Annotated in this window: 18 protein-coding genes; 15 read left to right on the forward strand and 3 right to left on the reverse strand. The window is 67.4% G+C overall.

Translation table 11 applies throughout. The annotated features are described in order from the left end of the window. The first annotated feature begins 7 nt into the window (after positions 1 to 7). The 5 genes from HGK58_RS08210 to HGK58_RS08230 all read left to right on the forward strand — a co-directional run bounded on the left by HGK58_RS08210 (position 8) and on the right by HGK58_RS08230 (position 4,190). Positions 8 to 994, forward strand: a complete 987-nt coding sequence (locus HGK58_RS08210; protein ID WP_168627106.1) for a malate dehydrogenase — start codon at positions 8 to 10, stop codon at positions 992 to 994. 89 nt (positions 995 to 1,083) lie between these two features. Beyond that, entirely contained in the window at positions 1,084 to 1,566 is a 483-nt protein-coding gene (locus HGK58_RS08215; protein WP_210422801.1) for a sigma-70 family RNA polymerase sigma factor, read from the forward strand. Continuing rightward, the gene (locus HGK58_RS08220; RefSeq protein WP_168627108.1) at positions 1,563 to 2,147 is read left to right on the forward strand and encodes a methylated-DNA--[protein]-cysteine S-methyltransferase; all 585 of its coding nucleotides are present in this window, start codon (positions 1,563 to 1,565) and stop codon (positions 2,145 to 2,147) included. Before HGK58_RS08215 ends, HGK58_RS08220 begins: the two co-directional genes overlap by 4 nt. Beyond that, positions 2,144 to 2,731, forward strand: a complete 588-nt coding sequence (locus HGK58_RS08225; protein WP_349236175.1) for a DNA-3-methyladenine glycosylase I — start codon at positions 2,144 to 2,146, stop codon at positions 2,729 to 2,731. Before HGK58_RS08220 ends, HGK58_RS08225 begins: the two co-directional genes overlap by 4 nt. Positions 2,732 to 2,771: 40 nt before the next feature. Next, entirely contained in the window at positions 2,772 to 4,190 is a 1,419-nt protein-coding gene (locus HGK58_RS08230) for an NAD(P)/FAD-dependent oxidoreductase (RefSeq protein ID WP_168627110.1), read from the forward strand. On the opposite strand, the gene HGK58_RS08235 is transcribed toward HGK58_RS08230, so the two are convergent. Next, positions 4,187 to 4,840, reverse strand: coding sequence for a Pr6Pr family membrane protein (locus tag HGK58_RS08235; protein WP_168627111.1), 654 nt, complete (start codon positions 4,838 to 4,840; stop codon positions 4,187 to 4,189). The two genes, HGK58_RS08230 and HGK58_RS08235, sit on opposite strands and share 4 nt — an antisense overlap. An 83-nt stretch (positions 4,841 to 4,923) precedes the next feature. Here HGK58_RS08235 and HGK58_RS08240 point away from each other — a divergent pair, with 83 nt between their 5' ends. The 4 genes from HGK58_RS08240 to HGK58_RS08255 all read left to right on the forward strand — a co-directional run bounded on the left by HGK58_RS08240 (position 4,924) and on the right by HGK58_RS08255 (position 7,396). After that, positions 4,924 to 5,541, forward strand: a complete 618-nt coding sequence (locus HGK58_RS08240) for a CDP-alcohol phosphatidyltransferase family protein (RefSeq protein ID WP_168627112.1) — start codon at positions 4,924 to 4,926, stop codon at positions 5,539 to 5,541. A gap of 10 nt (positions 5,542 to 5,551) precedes the next feature. After that, entirely contained in the window at positions 5,552 to 6,022 is a 471-nt protein-coding gene (locus tag HGK58_RS08245) for an FHA domain-containing protein (protein ID WP_168627113.1), read from the forward strand. Between the two features lie 47 nt (positions 6,023 to 6,069). Next, positions 6,070 to 6,723 (forward strand): MerR family transcriptional regulator, encoded by a 654-nt coding sequence (locus tag HGK58_RS08250; protein ID WP_210422802.1) that lies wholly within the window; start codon positions 6,070 to 6,072, stop codon positions 6,721 to 6,723. Between the two features lie 121 nt (positions 6,724 to 6,844). Beyond that, the gene (locus HGK58_RS08255; protein WP_168627115.1) at positions 6,845 to 7,396 is read left to right on the forward strand and encodes a MerR family transcriptional regulator; all 552 of its coding nucleotides are present in this window, start codon (positions 6,845 to 6,847) and stop codon (positions 7,394 to 7,396) included. A 171-nt stretch (positions 7,397 to 7,567) separates the two neighbouring features. On the opposite strand, the gene HGK58_RS08260 is transcribed toward HGK58_RS08255, so the two are convergent. Then, positions 7,568 to 8,389 (reverse strand): ParA family protein, encoded by an 822-nt coding sequence (locus HGK58_RS08260; protein WP_168627116.1) that lies wholly within the window; start codon positions 8,387 to 8,389, stop codon positions 7,568 to 7,570. A 124-nt stretch (positions 8,390 to 8,513) separates the two neighbouring features. Between HGK58_RS08260 and HGK58_RS08265 the strand changes: the two genes are divergently transcribed. After that, on the forward strand, positions 8,514 to 11,912 hold the full coding sequence (locus HGK58_RS08265; protein ID WP_168627117.1) for a pyruvate carboxylase: 3,399 nt from the start codon (positions 8,514 to 8,516) through the stop codon (positions 11,910 to 11,912). Between the two features lie 24 nt (positions 11,913 to 11,936). Here the strand turns inward: HGK58_RS08265 and HGK58_RS08270 are convergent, their stop codons facing one another. Next, positions 11,937 to 12,842 carry a LysR family transcriptional regulator gene (locus tag HGK58_RS08270; protein WP_168627118.1) on the reverse strand — a complete coding sequence of 302 codons (906 nt, stop codon included), beginning with the start codon at positions 12,840 to 12,842 and terminating at the stop codon, positions 11,937 to 11,939. Between the two features lie 106 nt (positions 12,843 to 12,948). Between HGK58_RS08270 and HGK58_RS08275 the strand changes: the two genes are divergently transcribed. The 5 genes from HGK58_RS08275 to HGK58_RS08295 all read left to right on the forward strand — a co-directional run bounded on the left by HGK58_RS08275 (position 12,949) and on the right by HGK58_RS08295 (position 19,104). Beyond that, positions 12,949 to 14,256, forward strand: a complete 1,308-nt coding sequence (locus HGK58_RS08275) for an MFS transporter (RefSeq protein ID WP_168627119.1) — start codon at positions 12,949 to 12,951, stop codon at positions 14,254 to 14,256. Positions 14,257 to 14,341: 85 nt separating this feature from the next. Then, the gene (locus HGK58_RS08280) at positions 14,342 to 15,901 is read left to right on the forward strand and encodes an amidohydrolase (RefSeq protein WP_349236176.1); all 1,560 of its coding nucleotides are present in this window, start codon (positions 14,342 to 14,344) and stop codon (positions 15,899 to 15,901) included. After that, complete coding sequence (locus HGK58_RS08285) at positions 15,898 to 17,178, forward strand: ArgE/DapE family deacylase (protein ID WP_168627121.1); 1,281 nt, start codon at positions 15,898 to 15,900, stop codon at positions 17,176 to 17,178. Before HGK58_RS08280 ends, HGK58_RS08285 begins: the two co-directional genes overlap by 4 nt. Before the next feature lie 155 nt (positions 17,179 to 17,333). Further along, a complete protein-coding gene (locus HGK58_RS08290) occupies positions 17,334 to 18,608 on the forward strand; it encodes a MinD/ParA family protein (RefSeq protein ID WP_168627122.1) in 1,275 nt (424 codons plus the stop codon). A 4-nt stretch (positions 18,609 to 18,612) separates the two neighbouring features. After that, positions 18,613 to 19,104 carry a peptide deformylase gene (locus HGK58_RS08295; RefSeq protein WP_168627123.1) on the forward strand — a complete coding sequence of 164 codons (492 nt, stop codon included), beginning with the start codon at positions 18,613 to 18,615 and terminating at the stop codon, positions 19,102 to 19,104. Positions 19,105 to 19,162: the final 58 nt, after the last annotated feature.

The raw sequence follows: 19,162 nt of genomic DNA on the forward strand, positions 1-19,162 counted from the left end.
GCCCGCAATGTCCACAACACCGGTGAACGTCACCGTGACCGGAGCGGCCGGAGCGATCGGGTATGCGCTGCTGTTCCGCATCGCATCCGGGCAGCTGCTCGGGCCGGACACGCCGGTCAGGCTGAGGCTGCTGGAGATCCCGGCTGCGGTCAAGGCGACTGAGGGCACAGCGATGGAGCTCGAGGACTGCGCGTTCGACCTCCTCGCGGGCATCGACATCTTCGACGACCCGCGCCAGGGCTTCGAGGGCGCCAACATCGCGCTGCTCGTCGGTGCGCGGCCGCGCACTCAGGGCATGGAACGCGGCGACCTGCTCCGCGCCAACGCCGGCATCTTCGGGCCGCAGGGTGAAGCGATCAATGCGGGCGCCGCAGCCGACATCCGCGTGCTCGCGGTCGGCAACCCGGCGAACACCAACGCGCTCATCGCCCAGCGGCACGCGCCCGACATCCCGGCCGACCGCTTCACCGCGATGACCCGCCTCGACCACAACCGCGCGATCAGCCAGCTCGCGGCCAAGACCGGCGCGTCGGTGAGCGATATCGCCGGCGTCAGCATCTGGGGCAATCACTCGGCGACGCAGTACCCGGATGTCTTCAACGCGACGATCGCGGGACGACCGGTCACCGAGTTGGTGGATCAAGCCTGGCTGGAGGGTGAGTTCATCCCGACGGTGGCGGACCGCGGCGCGGCGATCATCGAGGCGCGCGGGGCTTCATCGGCGGCGTCGGCTGCGAACGCGGCGATCGATCACGTCTACGACTGGGTGAATGGCACCGGCGACGGGTCCTGGACATCGGCGGGCGTCGTCTCCGACGGCTCCTACGGCGTACCGGAGGGACTGGTCAGTTCCTTCCCGGTGCGCTCCGATAGCGGCTCCTGGCAGATCGTCCAAGGTCTCCAGCTGAATGACTTCTCGCGCGCCCGAATCGAGAAGTCCGTCGCCGAACTGGTCGCCGAGCGCGACGCGGTGGCCGAGCTCGGGCTGATCTGACCCGGCACGCGTCGACGTCGCCGGTGTGCGGCAGACTCGACTCGTGCACCTCACGTTTCGCCCCTCCGCAGCGTCTGCCTGATGTGACCATGACGCCGTTCGAGTTGATCGTCCGCGAGCACGGGCCGACCGTGCTCCGGGTCTGTCGCGCGGTCCTGACCGCGCATGACGCGAAGGACGCCTGGTCGGAGACGTTCCTGTCGGCACTGCAGGCATACCCGCGCCTCGGCGCCGACGCCAACATCGAAGCCTGGCTGGTGACGATCGCCAAGCGGAAGGCGATCGACGTCATCCGGACGCGTGCCCGCACGCCAGTCCCGGTGGGCGACGTACCCGACGGCGCATCCGAGTTGGGCATCCCGGACGACGAACGCGGCGAAGTCTGGGCACTGATCGGCGCGCTGCCGGACAAGCAGCGCAAGTGCGTCGCCTACCACTACCTCGTCGGGCTCCCACACAGCGAGGTCGCCGCCATCGTCGGCGGGACAACGGATGCCGCGCGCCGGGCCGCCGCGGACGGCGTCGCCGCGCTGCGCCGAGCGTACGCAACCATCCCAGGAGGCACAGCATGACGAACATCGAAGCCCCGAACACCGCAGACCTGGACCGGCTGCACGACCGGCTGGTCCACGCCGCCGATGAGGCAGGCCTGCTCGACCTCGCTTACCGCACCGTGGACACGCCAATCGGCCGGCTTCTGCTTGCCGCCACCGACCGCGGCGTGGTGCGGGTGGCGTTCGAGACCGAGGGACACGACCGGGTGCTCGGCGACCTTGCCGCCCGGGTGAGCCCGCGCATCCTGAACACACCGAAGCGCCTCGACACGCTCGCACGCGAGCTCGACGAGTACTTCGCCGGCCAGCGCCTGGGCTTCGACGTGCCGATCGACTTCGCGCTGTCCAGGGGCTTCCGCCGCGACGTGCTCGGGCACCTGGCGGTGATTCCGTACGGCACCACCGAGAGTTACGCGCAGGTAGCGGTCGCGACCGGCAACCCGCGTGCCGTCCGCGCGGTCGGCACGGCGTGCGCGACCAACCCGCTGCCGATCGTCATTCCGTGCCACCGGGTGGTGCGCACCGACGGCTCGCTGGGCGGGTACCTCGGCGGTCTGCACGTGAAGCGCACCCTGCTCGACCTCGAGGCGGCCGCGTGAGCGCCATCGTCGGCGACGACGGCCTGGCCCGGCCGGCCTGGGCGGCCACCGACCCGCTGCTGCGCGATTATTACGACACCGAATGGGGCATGCCGGTGCGGGATGAACGCGGGCTGTTCGAGCGGATCAGCCTCGAGGCGTTCCAAGCGGGGCTGTCCTGGGTGACCATCCTGCGCAAGCGTGAGGCGTTCCGGGCGGCGTTCGCCGGCTTCGACCCGGATGCGGTGGCCACGTTCGGCGAGGACGACGTCGAGCGTTTGCTGTCCGACGCTGGCATCGTTCGCAATCGGGCCAAGATCCTCGCCACCATCACCAACGCCAAGGCGACCGTTGCGCTCCGCGCCGACGGGGGACTGGTCGACCTCGTCTGGTCGTTCCGGCCGCAAGCGACGCCACAGCCTACCCAGCACAGCGAGATCCCCACCTCCAGCCCGGAGTCGGTCGCGCTGTCCAAGGCGCTGCGGGCCCGCGGCTTCGCGTTCGTCGGTCCGACCACGATGTACGCCCTCATGGAGGCGATCGGCATGGTCGACACCCACCTCGTCGACAGCCATCGCCGCGGCAGTTCCGGGGTGTGGAGGTAGCTCTGGCAGTTCTCGGCGCCCGCGGTTACAGTGGCCCGAGATGACAGTGAAGCGGCGCACGTTCGTGCTGGGGGCCCTCTCCGGTGCTTCACTGCTGGCGCTCACCGCCTGCACCAACGGGGAACCAGAACCGACGCCGTCGCCGACCCGGCAGAATCCGACCGTCCCGCAACCGTCCGCCTTCTGGCGGTCGGAGTGGACCAGCGACCCGTTCTCCCGCGGCGCGTTCAGCTACCAGAGGGTCGGCTCAACGCCCGAACAGCGGACCGCACTGCGCCAGCCGCTCGGCGACCGTGTCTTCTTCGCCGGGGAGCACACATCCGAGACGTTCCCAGGCACGGTGAACGGTGCGCGCGCATCCGGGCACCGCGCCGCCACCGAGGTCATCGACATCGCAGAGCCGGGGGAGCGGATCGCCGTGATCGGCGCAGGCATGGCCGGAGCCACCGCCGCCCGCCGCCTCGCCGACGCGGGGTTCAACGTCGTCGTGATCGAGGGCAGGGAGCGCTCCGGCGGCCGCATCCACACGCTCGAGGTCGACGACGAGTCGCATGTCGAGCTCGGCGCAGCGTGGGTGCGCTCCTCATCGACTAACCCGCTCGAGAATGAGCTCGATGACGCGGGGGTCACCACCAGGCGGTTCAACTACGAGTGGGAGCACCGCACGCCAGACGGTGCTGTGGTGGACACCGGAACTATCGGCCCTGACACCATCGTCACCGCCATCGACTGGGCGTCAGAGCAGCCGGCAGACGTCTCGATGGCTGCGGCGATCGAGGGCAGCGCCGACCTCGACGACCGCCCGAACGAGCAGGGCATCTCCGAGGTTGACCTCGTCGCCGACTACGTCACAACCAATCTGGTGGTCCCGACCGGCGCCGAGCCAGACGACCTGTCCGCCTGGTACGCACCGGATGCCACGCTCAGCCACGAGGACGACCGACTGGTCACGGGCGGCCTTAGCGGCTTCGTCGACGGGCTTCTCGACGGGATCGACGTCCTGCCGTCGAGCGCGGTCGCATCCGTCAGTCACGATGACGATGGTGTGACCATGCGCCTCGCCCGCGGCGAATCGCTGTCGGCCGCGCGCGTGGTGGTCACGGTGCCGCTCGGCGTGCTGCAGTCCGGATCCATCGAGTTCGACCCGCCGCTGCCGTTCTCCCACCGCGGCGCGATCTCCGCGCTCGGCATGGGATTGCAGGACAAGCTCGTGCTGCAGTTCGAGGAACGGTTCTGGGCGACGGATGCCACGGTGTGGTCGGTGGTGGACGCCGAGACGGAGCTGCCGTTGTGGTTCAACGTCGAACCGTCGACCGGGGACAATGTCCTGGTGGCGCTCTTCGGCGGTGAGGATGCCGAGCGGCTCGCCGAGCTCAGCGACAACGACCTGGTCGCGGCGGCGCTGCGGAGCCTCGAGCCGTTCGTCGCTGACGAGACAGAAGAGGACGACGGCTCCTAACCGCGCGCGCGCAGCTCCTCGAACGTCGGCAGCCTGCTGATGCCGATCAGCATCGCTACCGTCGCCGAGAAGATCGCGATGACCAGCAGCAGGTAGCCGATGAACTCCCACGGCATGTCCACCAGGTTCGGATCGAGGAAGAAGTACGGGTACCAGAAGACGCTGGCGCCACGGATCATGGTGAACGCCACCCACATCGAGGGGAAGATCATCACCCACAGCACGGTGCGCCACGGCACGTCGCGGGCGGGGGCGACCAGCCAATCGACGATCGCGTATGCGGGAATCCAGAAGTGCAGGAGCTGGCTGGACCAGGGCGCCCACACCGGCACTCCACGCAGCGTCCCCTCGACCAGGATGACCGCGAACACGATGCCGGACACGATCAACCAGGTCGTGGACAGCACGCGGAGCATGTCCAGCCAGAGCGGGTCCTGGTCTCGTCTGAGTGCGATCACGGCACCGATCACGAAGACGCAGATCGCGATGATCATGCTCTCGACCGTGAAGTAGCTGAAGAAGTTCGCCACCGCGAATGGGCCGTTGCCGAGGGTGAAGTTGATGTCTCCGATAAGCGCGACAACCCCGGTCGCCGCGACCAGGAGTCGAAGGATCCCGAACGTCTTACGCACGGTTGCGGGCGGCTCCACGGTGGATCATCCGTCGAGTTTAGGAAATGCGACTGGCAAGGCGCCCTGCGGGTGGTGTCGCCTGCCTCCCCTAGAATTCCGGTGTGCCCGAGCAGTCTGCGAATGAGGTTTCGTCACGCGTTCTGACGATCCCGAATCTGCTGAGCTTCTTCAGGCTCGCAATGGTGCCTGTCTTCCTCGTCCTGGTGATCATCGGCGAAGACGTGCTCGCTCTTCTGGTGCTGGTCGTCTCGAGCATCACCGACTTCCTGGACGGGCTGCTTGCGCGGCGCCTGAACCAGATCTCCCGGCTCGGGCAACTGCTCGATCCGGCCGCCGACCGGCTGTTCATCTTCGCGACTCTCATCGGCCTGGCCATCCGTGAGGTGGTGCCATGGTGGCTGCTCGCGATCATCGTCGCGCGCGACGCGATGCTGGTCATCGTCGGTGTTGTGCTCGCCAACCACGGGTACGGTCCGTTGCCGGTGCACCACCTGGGCAAGGCGGCGACCTTCTGCCTGTTCTGGTCCTTCCCGGTGCTGATGCTCGGGCAGGCATTCCCCTCGATCGAGTGGCTGAGCGCCCCGATCGGCTGGGCGTTCGGATTATGGGGTGCGTTCCTCTACTGGTGGGCAGGATTCCTGTACGTGAGGGAGACGATTCGAGTCATCAAGATCCCTCTAGCGGAAGAGGGTCCCCAATCCGATACGCTGGGACGCTAGGGAGGCACGGATGACCGACGAGCAGAACCACGACCGCCACCCAGTGCACGGGCCGGATGACACCACCGCCCACTTCAGCCAGGAGTTCGAGGCTCAACTGGCGGCACTTGATGGCGAGTTGACTTCCGAGGAGCAGGAGGCAATCGCCGCGCTGCCCTCTGGCTCTGCGCTGCTGATCGTGCGGCGGGGGCCGAACGTTGGCGCGCGTTTCCTGCTCGATTCCGACGTCACCACTGCTGGACGGCATCCGGATGCCGACATCTTCCTCGACGACGTGACCGTCTCCCGCCGCCACACCGAGTTCCTGCGGCATGGCACGGCGTTCGAGATTCGCGACATGGGCTCGCTCAACGGCACCTACTTCGACGGCGTCCGCATCGACACGGCGCTGCTCACCGATGGTGCCGAGGTGCAGATCGGCAAGTTCCGGCTCACGTTCTACGCGTCGCGGCACGACCTCCGCAAGCGAGAGAGCAAGTAGTGCCGCGCTCTTCGGCCGAGGCGAAATCGCCCGGCCAGCCTGCCCTATTGAGCATCGGCCAAGTACTCGCACGGTTCACCGCGGAATTTCCGGACCTCACGCCGTCCAAGTTGCGCTTCCTCGAGGAGCGCCAGCTCATCTCGCCTGCTCGCACGGAGTCGGGCTACCGCAAGTTCTCCCCGGCCGACCTCGACCGGCTGCGCTTCGTGCTCACCATGCAGCGCGACCACTACCTGCCGCTCAAGGTGATCCGCGGCCTCCTCGACGAACTCGACGCCGGCCGGCAGCCGGAACTGCCCGGCGCGGTCAGCGGGCCGGTCCCGTCGATCCTGCCGAGCGACAGGCGGCTGCAGCGCGATGAAATGCTTCGAGAGGCCGGCGCATCGCCCAGCTTGCTGGCGGATGCTGTCTCGGCGTCGCTGATCACGCCGGCCGACTGGTACGGGGAAGACGCCGTCTCGGTGCTGCGCGCCCTGGTGGAGCTTCAGCGCAGCGGCATCGAACCGCGTCACCTGCGCGGTTTCCGCGCCGCGGCGGAACGCGAACTCGGACTTATCGAGAGCGCGCTGATCCCGGTCGCGCGCCGCAACGACGCATCAAGTCGGGCCAAGGCGACCGAACTCGCGAAGGAAATAGCAGGTCAGCTGGAGATTGTGCGATCGAGCCTGATCCGCTCGGCGCTGTCCAGGCTGACCCATTGAGCGTGGGCGACACGCCGCAGCGCTTGGGCGGGATGTCGTTGCCTACGGCAGGTGTCATGGGTACCGTGGAGTCAGCGGATCGGGTCCACGGCTCGAGCGCGGTCAACGGAGGGCAAGCAGTATGAGCGAAGTAAGCAATCGCAGCGAGGAGACCCGCTACGATCTCGGTCTGCTGTTCACCGACGGGCTGCCGGAGATGGACGACGCCGCCGGCTACCGCGGTGCGGTGGCCGCACGCGCTGCCGGGATCAGCTACCGCCAGCTCGACTATTGGGCCCGTACCGGGCTCGTCGAGCCGACCGTGCGTGGCGCGAGCGGCTCCGGATCGCAGCGCCTCTACGGCTTCCGCGACATCCTGGTGCTCAAGCTCGTCAAGCGCCTGCTCGACACCGGGATCTCGCTCCAGCAGATCCGGGTCGCCGTGAACCAGCTGCGCGAAGCCGGCATCAACGACCTCGCCCAGACGACGCTCATGAGCGATGGCGCGAGCGTGTACCTGTGCACCTCGAACGACGAGGTCATCGACCTGGTCAGCCGCGGTCAGGGCGTCTTCGGCATCGCGGTCGGCAAGGTGCTCCGCGAGGTGGAGTCCAGCCTCGTCGAGCTCGACTCCGTCGCCGCCGCTGACCCGCAGGACGAGCTCGCCGCTCGCCGCGCCAGCCGCGCCTCCTGACCGCGCCGTACGGGGACAGCCGCAGCCGTTCGGACGCTCCGCGCTGCCTCCGGACATCCGCCGCCGTGCGGCCATCCCGCGCCCGTTCCGGGCAACCGCGACCGGTGCACCGGGCGCGGATGTCCGCAACGAGCGCGTAACCCCGTTCCGAACCACCTCGGCTAGACGGCGTCAGTGCGCGACAGCTCCCGCCTCTGTCCCGGGCACGTGGATGCGACCGGCGCGGATGACACGCTCGAGCAGCTGGTCGAAGTTGCGGGCCATCTCCTGGGCGCTCTCGCCCGGCCACATGTGCAGCGGCTTCGCGGCGCCCTGCGCCTGCTGCAGGCTCGTGCGCTCCGGCAGTTGCGGGCTCAGCACGAGCGGCCCGAACATGTCGCGCAGCTCCTTGATGCGGAACTGGTGCTCGAGCGACTGCACACGCACGCGGTTCACGATGATGCCGAGCGGCTGAAGCCTGGGGGAGAGGCCGCGGCGGATCTCCTCGATCGCGCGCAGCGCACGGTCGGCCGCGGCGACCGAGAACAGCCCAGGCTCGGTGACGACCGTCACGCGGTCACTCGCCGCCCACGCGGTGCGGGTGAGGGCGTTCAGCGACGGCGCACAATCGATGAGCACCAGGTCGTAGTCCTCCTCGACCGCGGCGAGGGCCTCCTCGAGCTTCCAGATGTCCCGGATGCTCGGATGCGGGCCGTCGAAGTTGATGGCGGACGGGCTGCCGATGAGCACGTCGATCTTGCCTGGCCGGCCGCGGGTCCAGCCGCTCGGGGCGATCGCGGCCCGCACGACCTTCTCCTTCGGCGACGCCAGGACATCGGCGATGTTGAGGTGGCCTGCGACCGAGATGTCCATCCCGGTCGAGACGTCGGACTGCGGGTCGAGGTCGACGACGAGGGTCCGCAAGCCCCGGGCGAACGCTGCTGAGGTGAGCCCGAGCGTCACGGTCGTCTTTCCGACCCCGCCCTTGAGGGAACTGACGCTGAGTACATGCACGGAAAACCACGATACCTTCCTGAGACTTAGAGATTGCAGAACTTGTCGCTCGAGTGTCGGCATTCTCCCCGAATCAGACGGTGCCGTCCCTCTAAAGTGGAGAAATCTTTCGAAGGGACAATGGATGTTCAAGAAGATCCTCGTGGCCAACCGTGGTGAAATCGCCATCCGCGCTTTCCGTGCGGCATTCGAGTTGGGAGCGGAAACCGTCGCTGTGTTCCCGTATGAGGATCGCAACTCCATGCACCGGCTGAAGGCCGACGAGTCCTACCAGATTGGGGAGAAGGGGCATCCGGTTCGCGCCTACCTCGACGTGGACGAGATCATCCGGGTGGCGAAGGCCAGCGGCGCAGACGCGATCTACCCCGGCTACGGCTTTCTTTCCGAGAACCCGCAGTTGGCCGCAGCCGCGGCCCGGGAGGGCATCACCTTCATCGGCCCCGGCCAGAAGGTGCTCGAGATGGCCGGCAACAAGGTCACCGCCAAGGAACACGCGATCGCTGCCGGTGTGCCGGTACTGAAATCGACGCTGGCGTCCAGCGACATCGACGAACTCGTCGCAGGGGCAGCCGACATCGGCTTCCCGGTCTTCGCGAAAGCAGTGGCGGGCGGCGGCGGTCGCGGGATGCGCCGGGTGAACTCGCACGACGAGCTGCGGCCCGCGCTGGAAGCGGCGATGCGGGAGGCGGAGAGCGCGTTCGGTGACCCGAACATGTTCCTCGAGCAGGCCGTGCTGCGCCCACGCCACGTCGAGGTGCAGATCCTCGCCGATAACGATGGCAACACGGTGCACCTGTTCGAGCGCGACTGCTCCGTGCAGCGGCGCAACCAGAAGGTCATCGAGATCGCGCCCGCGCCGAACCTGGACGACAGCATCCGGCAGGCGCTCTACCGGGATGCCATCGCCTTCGCCAAGTCGATCGGCTACCAGAACGCCGGAACCGTGGAGTTTCTCATCGACACGGTCGGCGACCGCGCCGGACAGCACGTGTTCATCGAGATGAACCCGCGCATCCAGGTCGAGCACACGGTCACCGAGGAAGTGACGGATGTCGACCTGGTGCAGTCCCAGATGCGCATCGCCTTCGGGGAGAGCCTGAGCGACCTCGGTCTCAGCCAGGAGACCATCACGCTGCACGGATCGGCGCTGCAGTGCCGCATCACGACCGAGGACCCGACCCAGGACTTCCGCCCAGACACCGGCCGGCTCACCACCTACCGCTCGCCCGGCGGCGGCGGTGTCCGCCTCGACGGCGGAACCATCAACCCCGGCGCGAGCATCAGCGCGCACTTCGACTCCATGCTCGTCAAGATGACCTGTCGCGGACGCGACTTCGGCGCAGCGGTGAAGCGTGCCCGTCGCGGCCTCGCCGAGTTCCGCATCCGCGGGGTGGCGACCAACATCTCGTTCCTGCAGGCGGTGCTCGATGACCCGAGCTTCGCCGCAGGCGACCTGAGCACGAGTTTCATCGACGAGCGGCCGGAGCTGCTGCACGCGCGGCACTCGAAGGACCGCGGCACCAAGATCCTCACCTGGCTCGCCGACGTCACGGTGAATCAGCCGAACGGTGCCGGCGCCGGCCTGATCGACCCTGCACTGAAGCTGCCGAACGTGGACATCACGACGCCGGCACCGGCCGGCTCTCGTCAGCGCCTGCTGGAGCTCGGGCCGAAGGGCTTCGCCGAGGCGCTGCGCGCGCAGACGCCGCTGGCCGTGACCGAGACCACCTTCCGTGACGCGCACCAGTCGCTATTGGCGACCCGCGTGCGCACCAAGGACCTGCTCGCGGTCGCGCCATACGTGGCGCGTATGACCCCCGAGCTGCTCTCGGTCGAGGCGTGGGGCGGTGCGACCTACGATGTGGCGCTGCGCTTCCTGGGCGAGGACCCATGGGAGCGGCTCGCGTCGCTGCGCGAGGCCATGCCGAACCTTGCGCTGCAGATGCTGTTGCGTGGACGCAACACGGTCGGCTACACGCCGTACCCGACGAAGGTGACGGATGCGTTCGTGGCAGAGGCTGCGGCCACCGGCGTCGACGTGTTCCGCATCTTCGACGCGCTCAACGACGTCGACCAGATGCGCCCGGCGATCGACGCGGTGCTCGAGACCGGCACCGCGGTGGCCGAGGTGGCCCTGTGCTACACCGCCGACCTGCTCGACCCGGCCGAGAAGCTGTACACCTTGGACTACTACCTGCGCCTCGCCGAGCAGATAGTCGACGCGGGCGCGCACGTCATCGCCATCAAGGACATGGCCGGACTGCTGCGCGCGGGCGCAGCGGAGACCCTGGTTGCCGCCCTGCGCGAACGCTTCGAGCAGCCGGTGCACGTGCACACCCACGACACCGCTGGTGGGCAGCTGGCGACGTTGCTGGCTGCAGCTAGGGCGGGCGCGGATGCCGTGGACGTGGCAAGCGCGCCGATGGCGGGCACGACCAGCCAGCCCTCGGCATCCGCACTGGTCGCCGCCCTCGCCAACACCGAGCGGGACACCGGGCTCTCACTGACCGCCGTCTCTGATCTCGAGCCCTATTGGGAAGCGGTGCGGCACGTCTACAAGCCGTTCGAGTCCGGCCTCGCAGGGCCGACCGGTCGCGTCTATCACCACGAGATCCCGGGCGGCCAGCTGTCCAACCTGCGCACGCAGGCGGTGGCGCTCGGCCTCGGCGACCGGTTCGAGAAGATCGAGGACCTGTACGCGGCGGCCAACCGCATCCTGGGCCGGCCGCCCAAGGTCACGCCGTCCTCGAAGGTCGTCGGCGACCTGGCGCTCGCGCTGGTCGCGGCCGACGCCGACCCGGACGACTTCGAGCAGAATCCGCAGAACTACGACATCCCTGACTCGGTCGTTGCGTTCATGGCAGGCGAGCTGGGCGACCTGCCCGGCGGATGGCCGGAGCCGTTCCGCAGCAAGGTGCTGAATGGCCGCGAGGTCGATGTCTCGATCGAACCGCTCACCGAAGAGGACACCGCAGCGCTCGATGCTGACTCACTGACCCGCCGGGCGGCGCTGAACCGGCTGCTGTTCCCGCAGCCGACCAAGATCTTCGAGGACGTGCGCGAACAGTACGGCGACCTCTCGGTGGTCGGAACCGCTGATTACCTCTACGGGCTGCATCAGGGCAAAGAGCACTCGGTGGAGATCGCCAAGGGCGTCAACCTGCTGGTGGGGCTGGAAGCCATCGGCGAGGCGGACGAGAAGGGGATGCGCACGGTCATGGCGGTCATCAACGGCCAGCTGCGCCCCGTCTTCGTGCGCGATCGGAGCATCAAGGTGGAGACCCGTACCGCCGAGCGGGCGGATCCGGCGAAGCAGGGCAACATCGCGGCACCGTTCTCCGGCGTTGTGACGACGCAGGTGGAGGTGGGGGAGTCGGTTGCCGCTGGCCAGGTCGTCGCCACCATCGAGGCCATGAAGATGGAGGCCTCCATCACAACGCCGGTCGCTGGGACCGTGAAGCGGATGCCCGTGACCGGCACCCAACAGGTCGAGGGCGGCGATCTACTGGTTGAGATCGAATAGTGGCAGAGGCGGTTGCCGCCGTGGTCAGGCGCCCTCGCTGGCCAACTGCTCCATGCCGAGGTACTCCATCCTTGGTGAGAGCCATTCCACCAGGTGATCCGCGGTCTCGCCGATCTCGCTCGCCGCGTAGTGATTGGGGTCCCAGGCCATCCAGTCCGTGATCGTGACCGGCGCTCCCAAAGATGTGATGGGAATGCGATCCAGGTCATAGCGGGCAGGGCCGACGCCGATGGCGATACCGCGCCCGGCGGCAGCGAGAGCCTGTGCAACATGCGTGGAGGAAACTTCGTTGCGGTAACTGAACCTGATCTTGCGCGCGGCGGCGGCCGAATCGAAGGATCGCCGAATGGCGCTGCCAGGCCGGATGCTGAGCACTGGGTGATCCTGCAGTTCGGCGATGTCGACGGTGTCTCTCCCGGCGAACGGGTTGGAATCTGCTCGACACTGCATGGCCACCATTGCAGTCATGAGGGAGCGGCGGGAGAACTTGACCGGTGGCTCGCTCGTTCCGAACGCGATGTCGACATCGGCTCGATCCAGCAGCTGGTAGACCTCGCCGGGAGCGACCTCCGTGACATCGCCGATGATCGAACCGGTGCCCGCAATGAACGGTGCCAGCATGTGCTCGAGCACGGTAGGCGGGCACGCCACCGAGAGATTGAGTTCGCCCGCGCCGAGAGAGTCCATCACGGCCAGCCCCTGCTCAACGCGCGACCGGATGTCTCGCGCGATCGGGTAGAAGCGCGCTCCGGCGCGGTTCAATCGCATGCCCTCGGCTGAACGGTCGAAGAGCGGGAAGCCAAAAGACTTCTCGAGCGAGGCAATCTGCCGGGAGAGAGACGGCTGAGTGATGTAGCAGGCCTGCGCCGCCGCAGTCACCGTGCCGTGCTCGACGACGGCGAGGAAATAGTCGATGATCCGTAGGTCCACCTATGCCTCCAAGCTATGGCTCCCAGCCTAATAGGGCATTGGACAACATGCTTCCGAGCGTTCAGAGTTGCGGGAAGCATTTTTCCCCCGCTTCAGAAAGAGCCCTATGTCAACGACGACCCCAGAAGTCCGCCAGCGCAGGTCTGTCATCGGTGCCTTCGCCGGCACCGCGATCGAGTGGTATGACTTCTACATCTTCGGCACCGCTGCTGCACTTGTTTTCGGCAAGGTGTTCTACCCCGAGATCGATCCTGCGGCCGCACTGATGGCATCCTTCGCCACGTTCTGGGTCGGCTTCCTCGCGCGTCCGCTCGGCGGTTTCATCTTCGGTCACTTCGGTGACAAGTTCGGTCGCAAGAACACCCTCGTCGTCACGCTCGTGCTGATGGGGGCGGCCACGACGCTGATCGGTGTGCTTCCCGGCTATGCCCAGATCGGGCTTGCGGCACCCATCCTGCTGATCGTGCTGCGCGCCTGTCAGGGACTTGCCGTCGGCGGTGAGTGGGGTGGAGCAGTGCTTCTCGCCACCGAGAACGCCAAGGAGGGCAAGAAGGGCTCCGCGGGGGCCTGGGTGCAGCAGGGATCACCGGCCGGTTCCATCCTTGCCACGCTGATCTTCCTTCTCGTCGGCCAGCTGCCGAACGAGGCGTTCCTGAGCTGGGGTTGGCGCATTCCGTTCCTGCTCTCCGCAGTGCTGGTCGTCGTCGGGCTCATCATCCGCCTGAAGGTGGAAGAGTCCGAGGACTTCGTCAAGGCGCGCGAGAAGAAGCAGGTCGTCAAGGTCCCGCTCGTCGAGGTCTTCCGGTATTCGCCGTCGCTGGTGCTGTTCGGCGTCATCGCATCGGTGCTCGGCATCTCGATCGCCTACTTCACCAACACCTTCCTGCTCGCCTGGACGACCGGCGAGCTGGGCATCGAACGCCAGATCATGCTCAACATCCTGCTCGGCACCGCGATCCTGCAGTTCATCTGGCAGCCGATTGCCGCGCGCATCGCCGAGAAGATCGGCGCGATGAAGGTCATGATCGGCGGGCTGCTGTTCAACCTGGTGCTGACCATCCCGTTCTTCATGGCCATCCAATCGGCCAGCGTGCCGCTGATCGCCATCATGCTCGGCCTGACCATCATCGGCGGCACCGCGTACTACGCGATGCTCGCCACCTTCCTGGCAAGCGCGTTCCCCCCACACGTGCGGTACACCGGCGTCTCGGCCGCCTACCAGATCTGTGCCACCATCTTCGGCGGCTCGACTCCGCTGCTGGCTCAGGGCATCCTCACCGCTTCCGGCGGCAGCGCGTGGGCGGTCGCAGCTCTCTACGGCGGGTTCGTGATCATCACGATCCTGGGCGTGCTGGGACTGAACTCCCGAATCAAGAGCCGCTCCGCCAAGGAGGCACAGACCGTTGCGGCCTGAGGTCATCTTCCACAACGGCCGTATCGCCACGGGTGACCCTCGTCAACCCGAAGCCGAACGGATGGCCGTCCTTGGAGGGCGCATCGTGGCCTTTGACGAACAGGTCGGCGAGGCGAGCGCTGATCGGGTCATCGACCTGGGTGGGGCGCGGGTTGTCCCCGGCTTCCACGACGCCCACTACCACCTGTCGTTGACCGGTCAGCGGCTGGCGATGCTGGACGTCAGGCCGAGTGCGGTCAGCACTCTGGACGACTTCTACGCGAAGCTGCGCGAGTACGCGGCAGGCCTGCCTGCGGATGCCTGGGTGAAGGCGTCCGGCTACGACCAGAACATTCTCGGGGCGCACCCGACGGCGGAGGCCATCGACGCCGTCGTGGGGGGTCGCCCCGCCTACATCGAGCACGTGTCGGCGCACATGCTGGTCGCCAACACCGCGGCGTTCGAGCTGGCAGGCTACGCGGGCCGAGTCGGGGTGCCCGACTTCCCCGGCGGACACGTCGAGCGCGACGCCGATGGGCGTGCGGTCGGCCTTCTGCAGGAGACGGCGGTGCAGGTCGTCTACCAGTTGACGCGCCCTCTCCAGCTCGACGAGGTGCAGCACAACCTGCAGCTCGCATCCGACCAAGCGGTCTCCTACGGGTTGACGAGCCTCACCGAACCCGGCCTCGGCTCGGTGCAATCACTGGGCAACTCGCCGGTCGACTTCCACAGCTACCAGGTTGCGGTCGAGAACGGCACCATCCGCCCGCGGATGACTGTGATGCCGTTCATCAACACCTTCCACGCCATCGACGGCATGCGCGAACGAGACTGGTTCGGGCTCGATCTGGGCATCCGCACCGGCCTGGGCGACGACCGCCTGTCCGTCGGTCCGGTCAAGATCGTCTCGGACGGCTCACTCATCGGACGCTCGGCCGCAGTGCACCACTGCTACCACGGCGAACCGGACAACTCCGGGTTCCTGCAGGTGGACGCGGAAGTGCTCCGGCGCAGCATCATCGACGCCCACTCCTCCGGGTGGACGGTGGCAACCCACGCGATCGGCGACAGCGCCATCGATCATGTGATGGACGCGATGGAGGAAGCCCAGGCTCGGTTCCCGCGTGCCGGTGTCCGTCACCGGATCGAGCATTTCGCCATCGCAAGCGATGCGCAGGTGGAGCGTGCCGCGCGACTGGGGATCATTCCGGTTCCGCAGGGCGTGTTCATCTCCGACTTCGGTGACGGCATCATCAGCGCGCTCGGAGACGATCGCGTTGACGGAACCTACCGGATGGCCTCGCTGCTTCGCGCAGGCATCGTTGTGCCGGGGTCGACGGACTCGCCGGTCTCGGATGGCAACCCGCTGGTGAGCATCCACGACCTGGTGAACCGCCAGACGGCATCCGGGGTCCCCTTCGCGCCGGCGGAGCGTGTCAGCGTCGAGGATGCTGTGCGCGCCTACACCTATGGTTCCGCCTACGCGGTGGGCAAGGAGGGGAAGGTGGGAACACTGGCGACCGGCATGCTGGCCGACTTCGCGGTGCTCAGCGATGACATCTTCGCGGTCGAGAAGACCACTATCAAGGACCTCACCGTGACCGGCACCGTCATCGGCGGCGAGATCGTGTACGACCAGGGAGCATTCGCCGAGGCTGGCCGGTGACGACGGCAGAGCAGCGCCAGGCCATTCTCGACGCGGTGGATGCTGCGTTCGAGCGGCAGGTTGAATTCACCGCCGACCTCGTCGCCACACCGTCGCTGCGGGGACAGGAGGGGGCCGCCCAGGAGATCATGGCGGCCGCGTTCCAGGATGCCGGGCTCGCCCTGGATCGCTGGACGCTCGACCCGGAGGAGCTGGCGACCCATGAGGGGGCGGGTGCCGTTGCTGTGCCGTACGAGGACACCGAGGTGGTCGTCGGCACCTACGAGCCGCGGCGCGAATCCGGTCGCAGCCTGATCCTGAACGGTCACATCGACGTCGTACCCACCGGTGCGGATCGGCTGTGGTCTCGCTCACCCTGGGACTCGGCCATTCACGATGGCTGGCTCTACGGTCGTGGGGCGGCGGACATGAAAGCCGGCCTGGTGGCCAACGTCTTCGCATTCACTGCGCTGCGGGCGGCCGGTCTGGCCCCCACCGCGCGCGTGCACCTTCAGTCGGTGCCAGAGGAGGAGAGCACCGGAAACGGAACCCTCTCGGCGCTGCAGCGCGGCTATCGCGCGGATGCCGTCCTCATCTCGGAGCCGTCATCCGGCTCTCTGGTGCGCGCTCATGTCGGCGTGATCTGGTTTAAGGTCACCGTGCTGGGGCGCGCCGCGCACGCCTCGGAGATGTCGAACGGCATGAACGCCATCGACGCCGCCTATGCCGTGATCGGTGAGCTGAGGAAGATGGAGGAGGAGTGGAACCTGCAGGTTCCGGACTCCGAGCACTTCGGCGATCAGGAGCATCCGCTGAACCTGAACGTGGGAACCTTGCACGCGGGGGACTGGCCGTCGAGCGTTCCGGACTCCTGTGAGATCGGGTTCCGCGTCGCACTGCTTCCGGAGATGGATGTCGAAGCGTGCTGGCGGGACATTGTCGACCGCGTCGAGCGTCTCATGGCGCGCGAGCCGGCTCTGGAAGGCACAACAGCGCAGGTGGAGAAGCTCGGCTTCTTCTCGAACGGCTACGTGCTCGAGCCCGGCAGCGACGCCGAGGGCGTGCTGACCGACGTCCACGACTACGTCAACGGCACAGCATTGGACGCGATCGCGCTGCCCGGCTATGTCGACAGCCGCTGCTATGGGCTGTACGCGGGCGTCCCCGCGCTGGTCTACGGGCCGCTCGGTGAGCGCCTGCACGGTGCCGACGAGCGCGTGAACATCGAGTCGATTCGGCAGGTGACGAAGACGCTTGCACTCTTCATCGCGGACTGGTGCGGGGTGGAGAGCGTCTAGGCCGACGCTGACGCTCGACCCGCCGTGACCGGCGAGGCGGCTTGTCGTGCGCGTGGTGATTGAAATTCACAGGTTCTAAGCCGAGGATTGCTACAGCGCCGCCGTGAGTGGCTGGCTATAGGCTGAGTGGTCGGTTCTAAGAAAGGCACACCCCCGTGGCGATACAGGAGAAGCAGCCGGGCGACTCGCAACCCGTCGCCGACGACTACCCTGCCGGGTCGGAGCTGGACGAGTTGGCTGAGCCGGAATCGGATGATTTCGCGGCAGTCCTCCCGCATTCTCTCACCATCGCGGTCAACCTCCCCGAGCAGGTGCACGTCGCCCCGGAGGAAGAGCGCGCCGTCGCGATCGACGAGCGACCGGCGGTCGACCCGGGCGGGCTCAGCCAGGTTGGCGCGGGAACCACCAGTGTCACGGTCGATACCCTGCCGGCCGATTCGGTCTACAGCAGGCGTGACCGGCTCAACGGCGAGGTCTCCGACAGTCCTGAGCCGGCCGCGATGCTCACCGCCGACCGCCTCATCGACACCCGCCGCACCAAACGGCCCAAGCCCGAGGGAGGCTGGCCCAAGTTCGTCTACAACGCGACCCTGCACGCTGTGAACCTCGGTGACTCGGCCAAGATCCGTGCGCGCAAGGCACTCGATGCGCGCATCGACCGCGAGTTCGAGGGGGGAGCGCGCTTCATCCCGGTGCTGACCCGCAAGGGCGGTGTCGGCAAAACCACCATCACCGCCCTGCTCGGCATGGCGATGGCGGATGTCCGCGAGGACCGGGTGATCGCGATCGACGCGAACCCCGACCGTGGCACGCTCGCAGAGCGCATCAACAAGCAGACCCGCTCGACGGTGCGGGATGTGGTCACCAAGGCAGCGTCGATTTCCAGCTTCAGCGACTTCACGACCCTGGTGTCGCGGGACGAGACCCGGCTGGACGTGCTCGCATCCGACACCGACCCGCTGCTCTCCGACGCGTTCGACGAGGATGACTACAACGTCGTCGCCGACCTCGCCGCCCGGTACTACTCGATCGTGCTCACCGACTGCGGTACCGGCATCGTGCACTCGGTCATGCGTGCGACGATCCAGCGGGCGGACTCGATCGTCATCGTCTCCGGCGGAAGCGTTGACGAGGCGCGGCTCGCCTCCGAGACGCTCACCTGGCTGGAGGCGAACGGCTACGGCGCGCTCGTGAGGAACGCGGTCGTCGCGCTCAACACCGCGACGCAGGGCACCCAGATCGTGAAGCTCGAGGAGATCGAGGCGCACTTCCGGTCGCGCGTGCGCGAGATCGTGCGCATTCCCTATGACCCGCACCTTGCCGCCGGCTCGGCGATCAACTACCGGGTGCTCAAGCCGTTCACTCGCGAGTCAGCGCGTGAGCTCGCAGCGCTCGTGCTCGACGGCCTGCCTACGGGCAGGGGCGCCTGAGTCGATGGCGGTTCGTGAGATCAGGGTCTTCGGCGACCCGGTGCTGAGAACTCCCACGACGCCGGTGAACCCTGCCGACCCGGCAACCGCAGTGCTTGTCGCCGACCTCGTCGACACTGTTGAGCTTCCCGGCCGCGCCGGGGTCGCGGCGACCCAGATCGGCGTCGGAGCGCGAGCGTTCAGCTACAACGTCGACGGTGTCATCGGCTACATCCTGAACCCCGAGCTTGTCGAGGTCAGCGGCGAGCCCACGCTCGTCGACGAGGGCTGCCTGTCGGTGCCCGGCTTCTACTTCCCGCGGTTGCGGTATCCGTTCGCGCGGGTGAAGGGCGTCGACCTGGACGGCAACGAGCTCGAGCTGAGCGGCGAGGGACTGATGGCGCAGGCGTTGCAGCACGAGGTCGACCACCTGGACGGGAAGCTGTTCATCGAGGGTCTCGAGAAGGAGACCAAGCGCGAGGCGATGCGCCTCATCCGCGCCTCCGACTGGTTCTAACCCCCCGCCACCCAAACGAGTCGGGAGTAGTTGCCCTTATGGCGGGTGCCAATTGGGC

Source organism: Cryobacterium sp. BB307, assembly GCF_012274275.1.
Classification (GTDB): Bacteria; Actinomycetota; Actinomycetes; order Actinomycetales; family Microbacteriaceae; genus Terrimesophilobacter.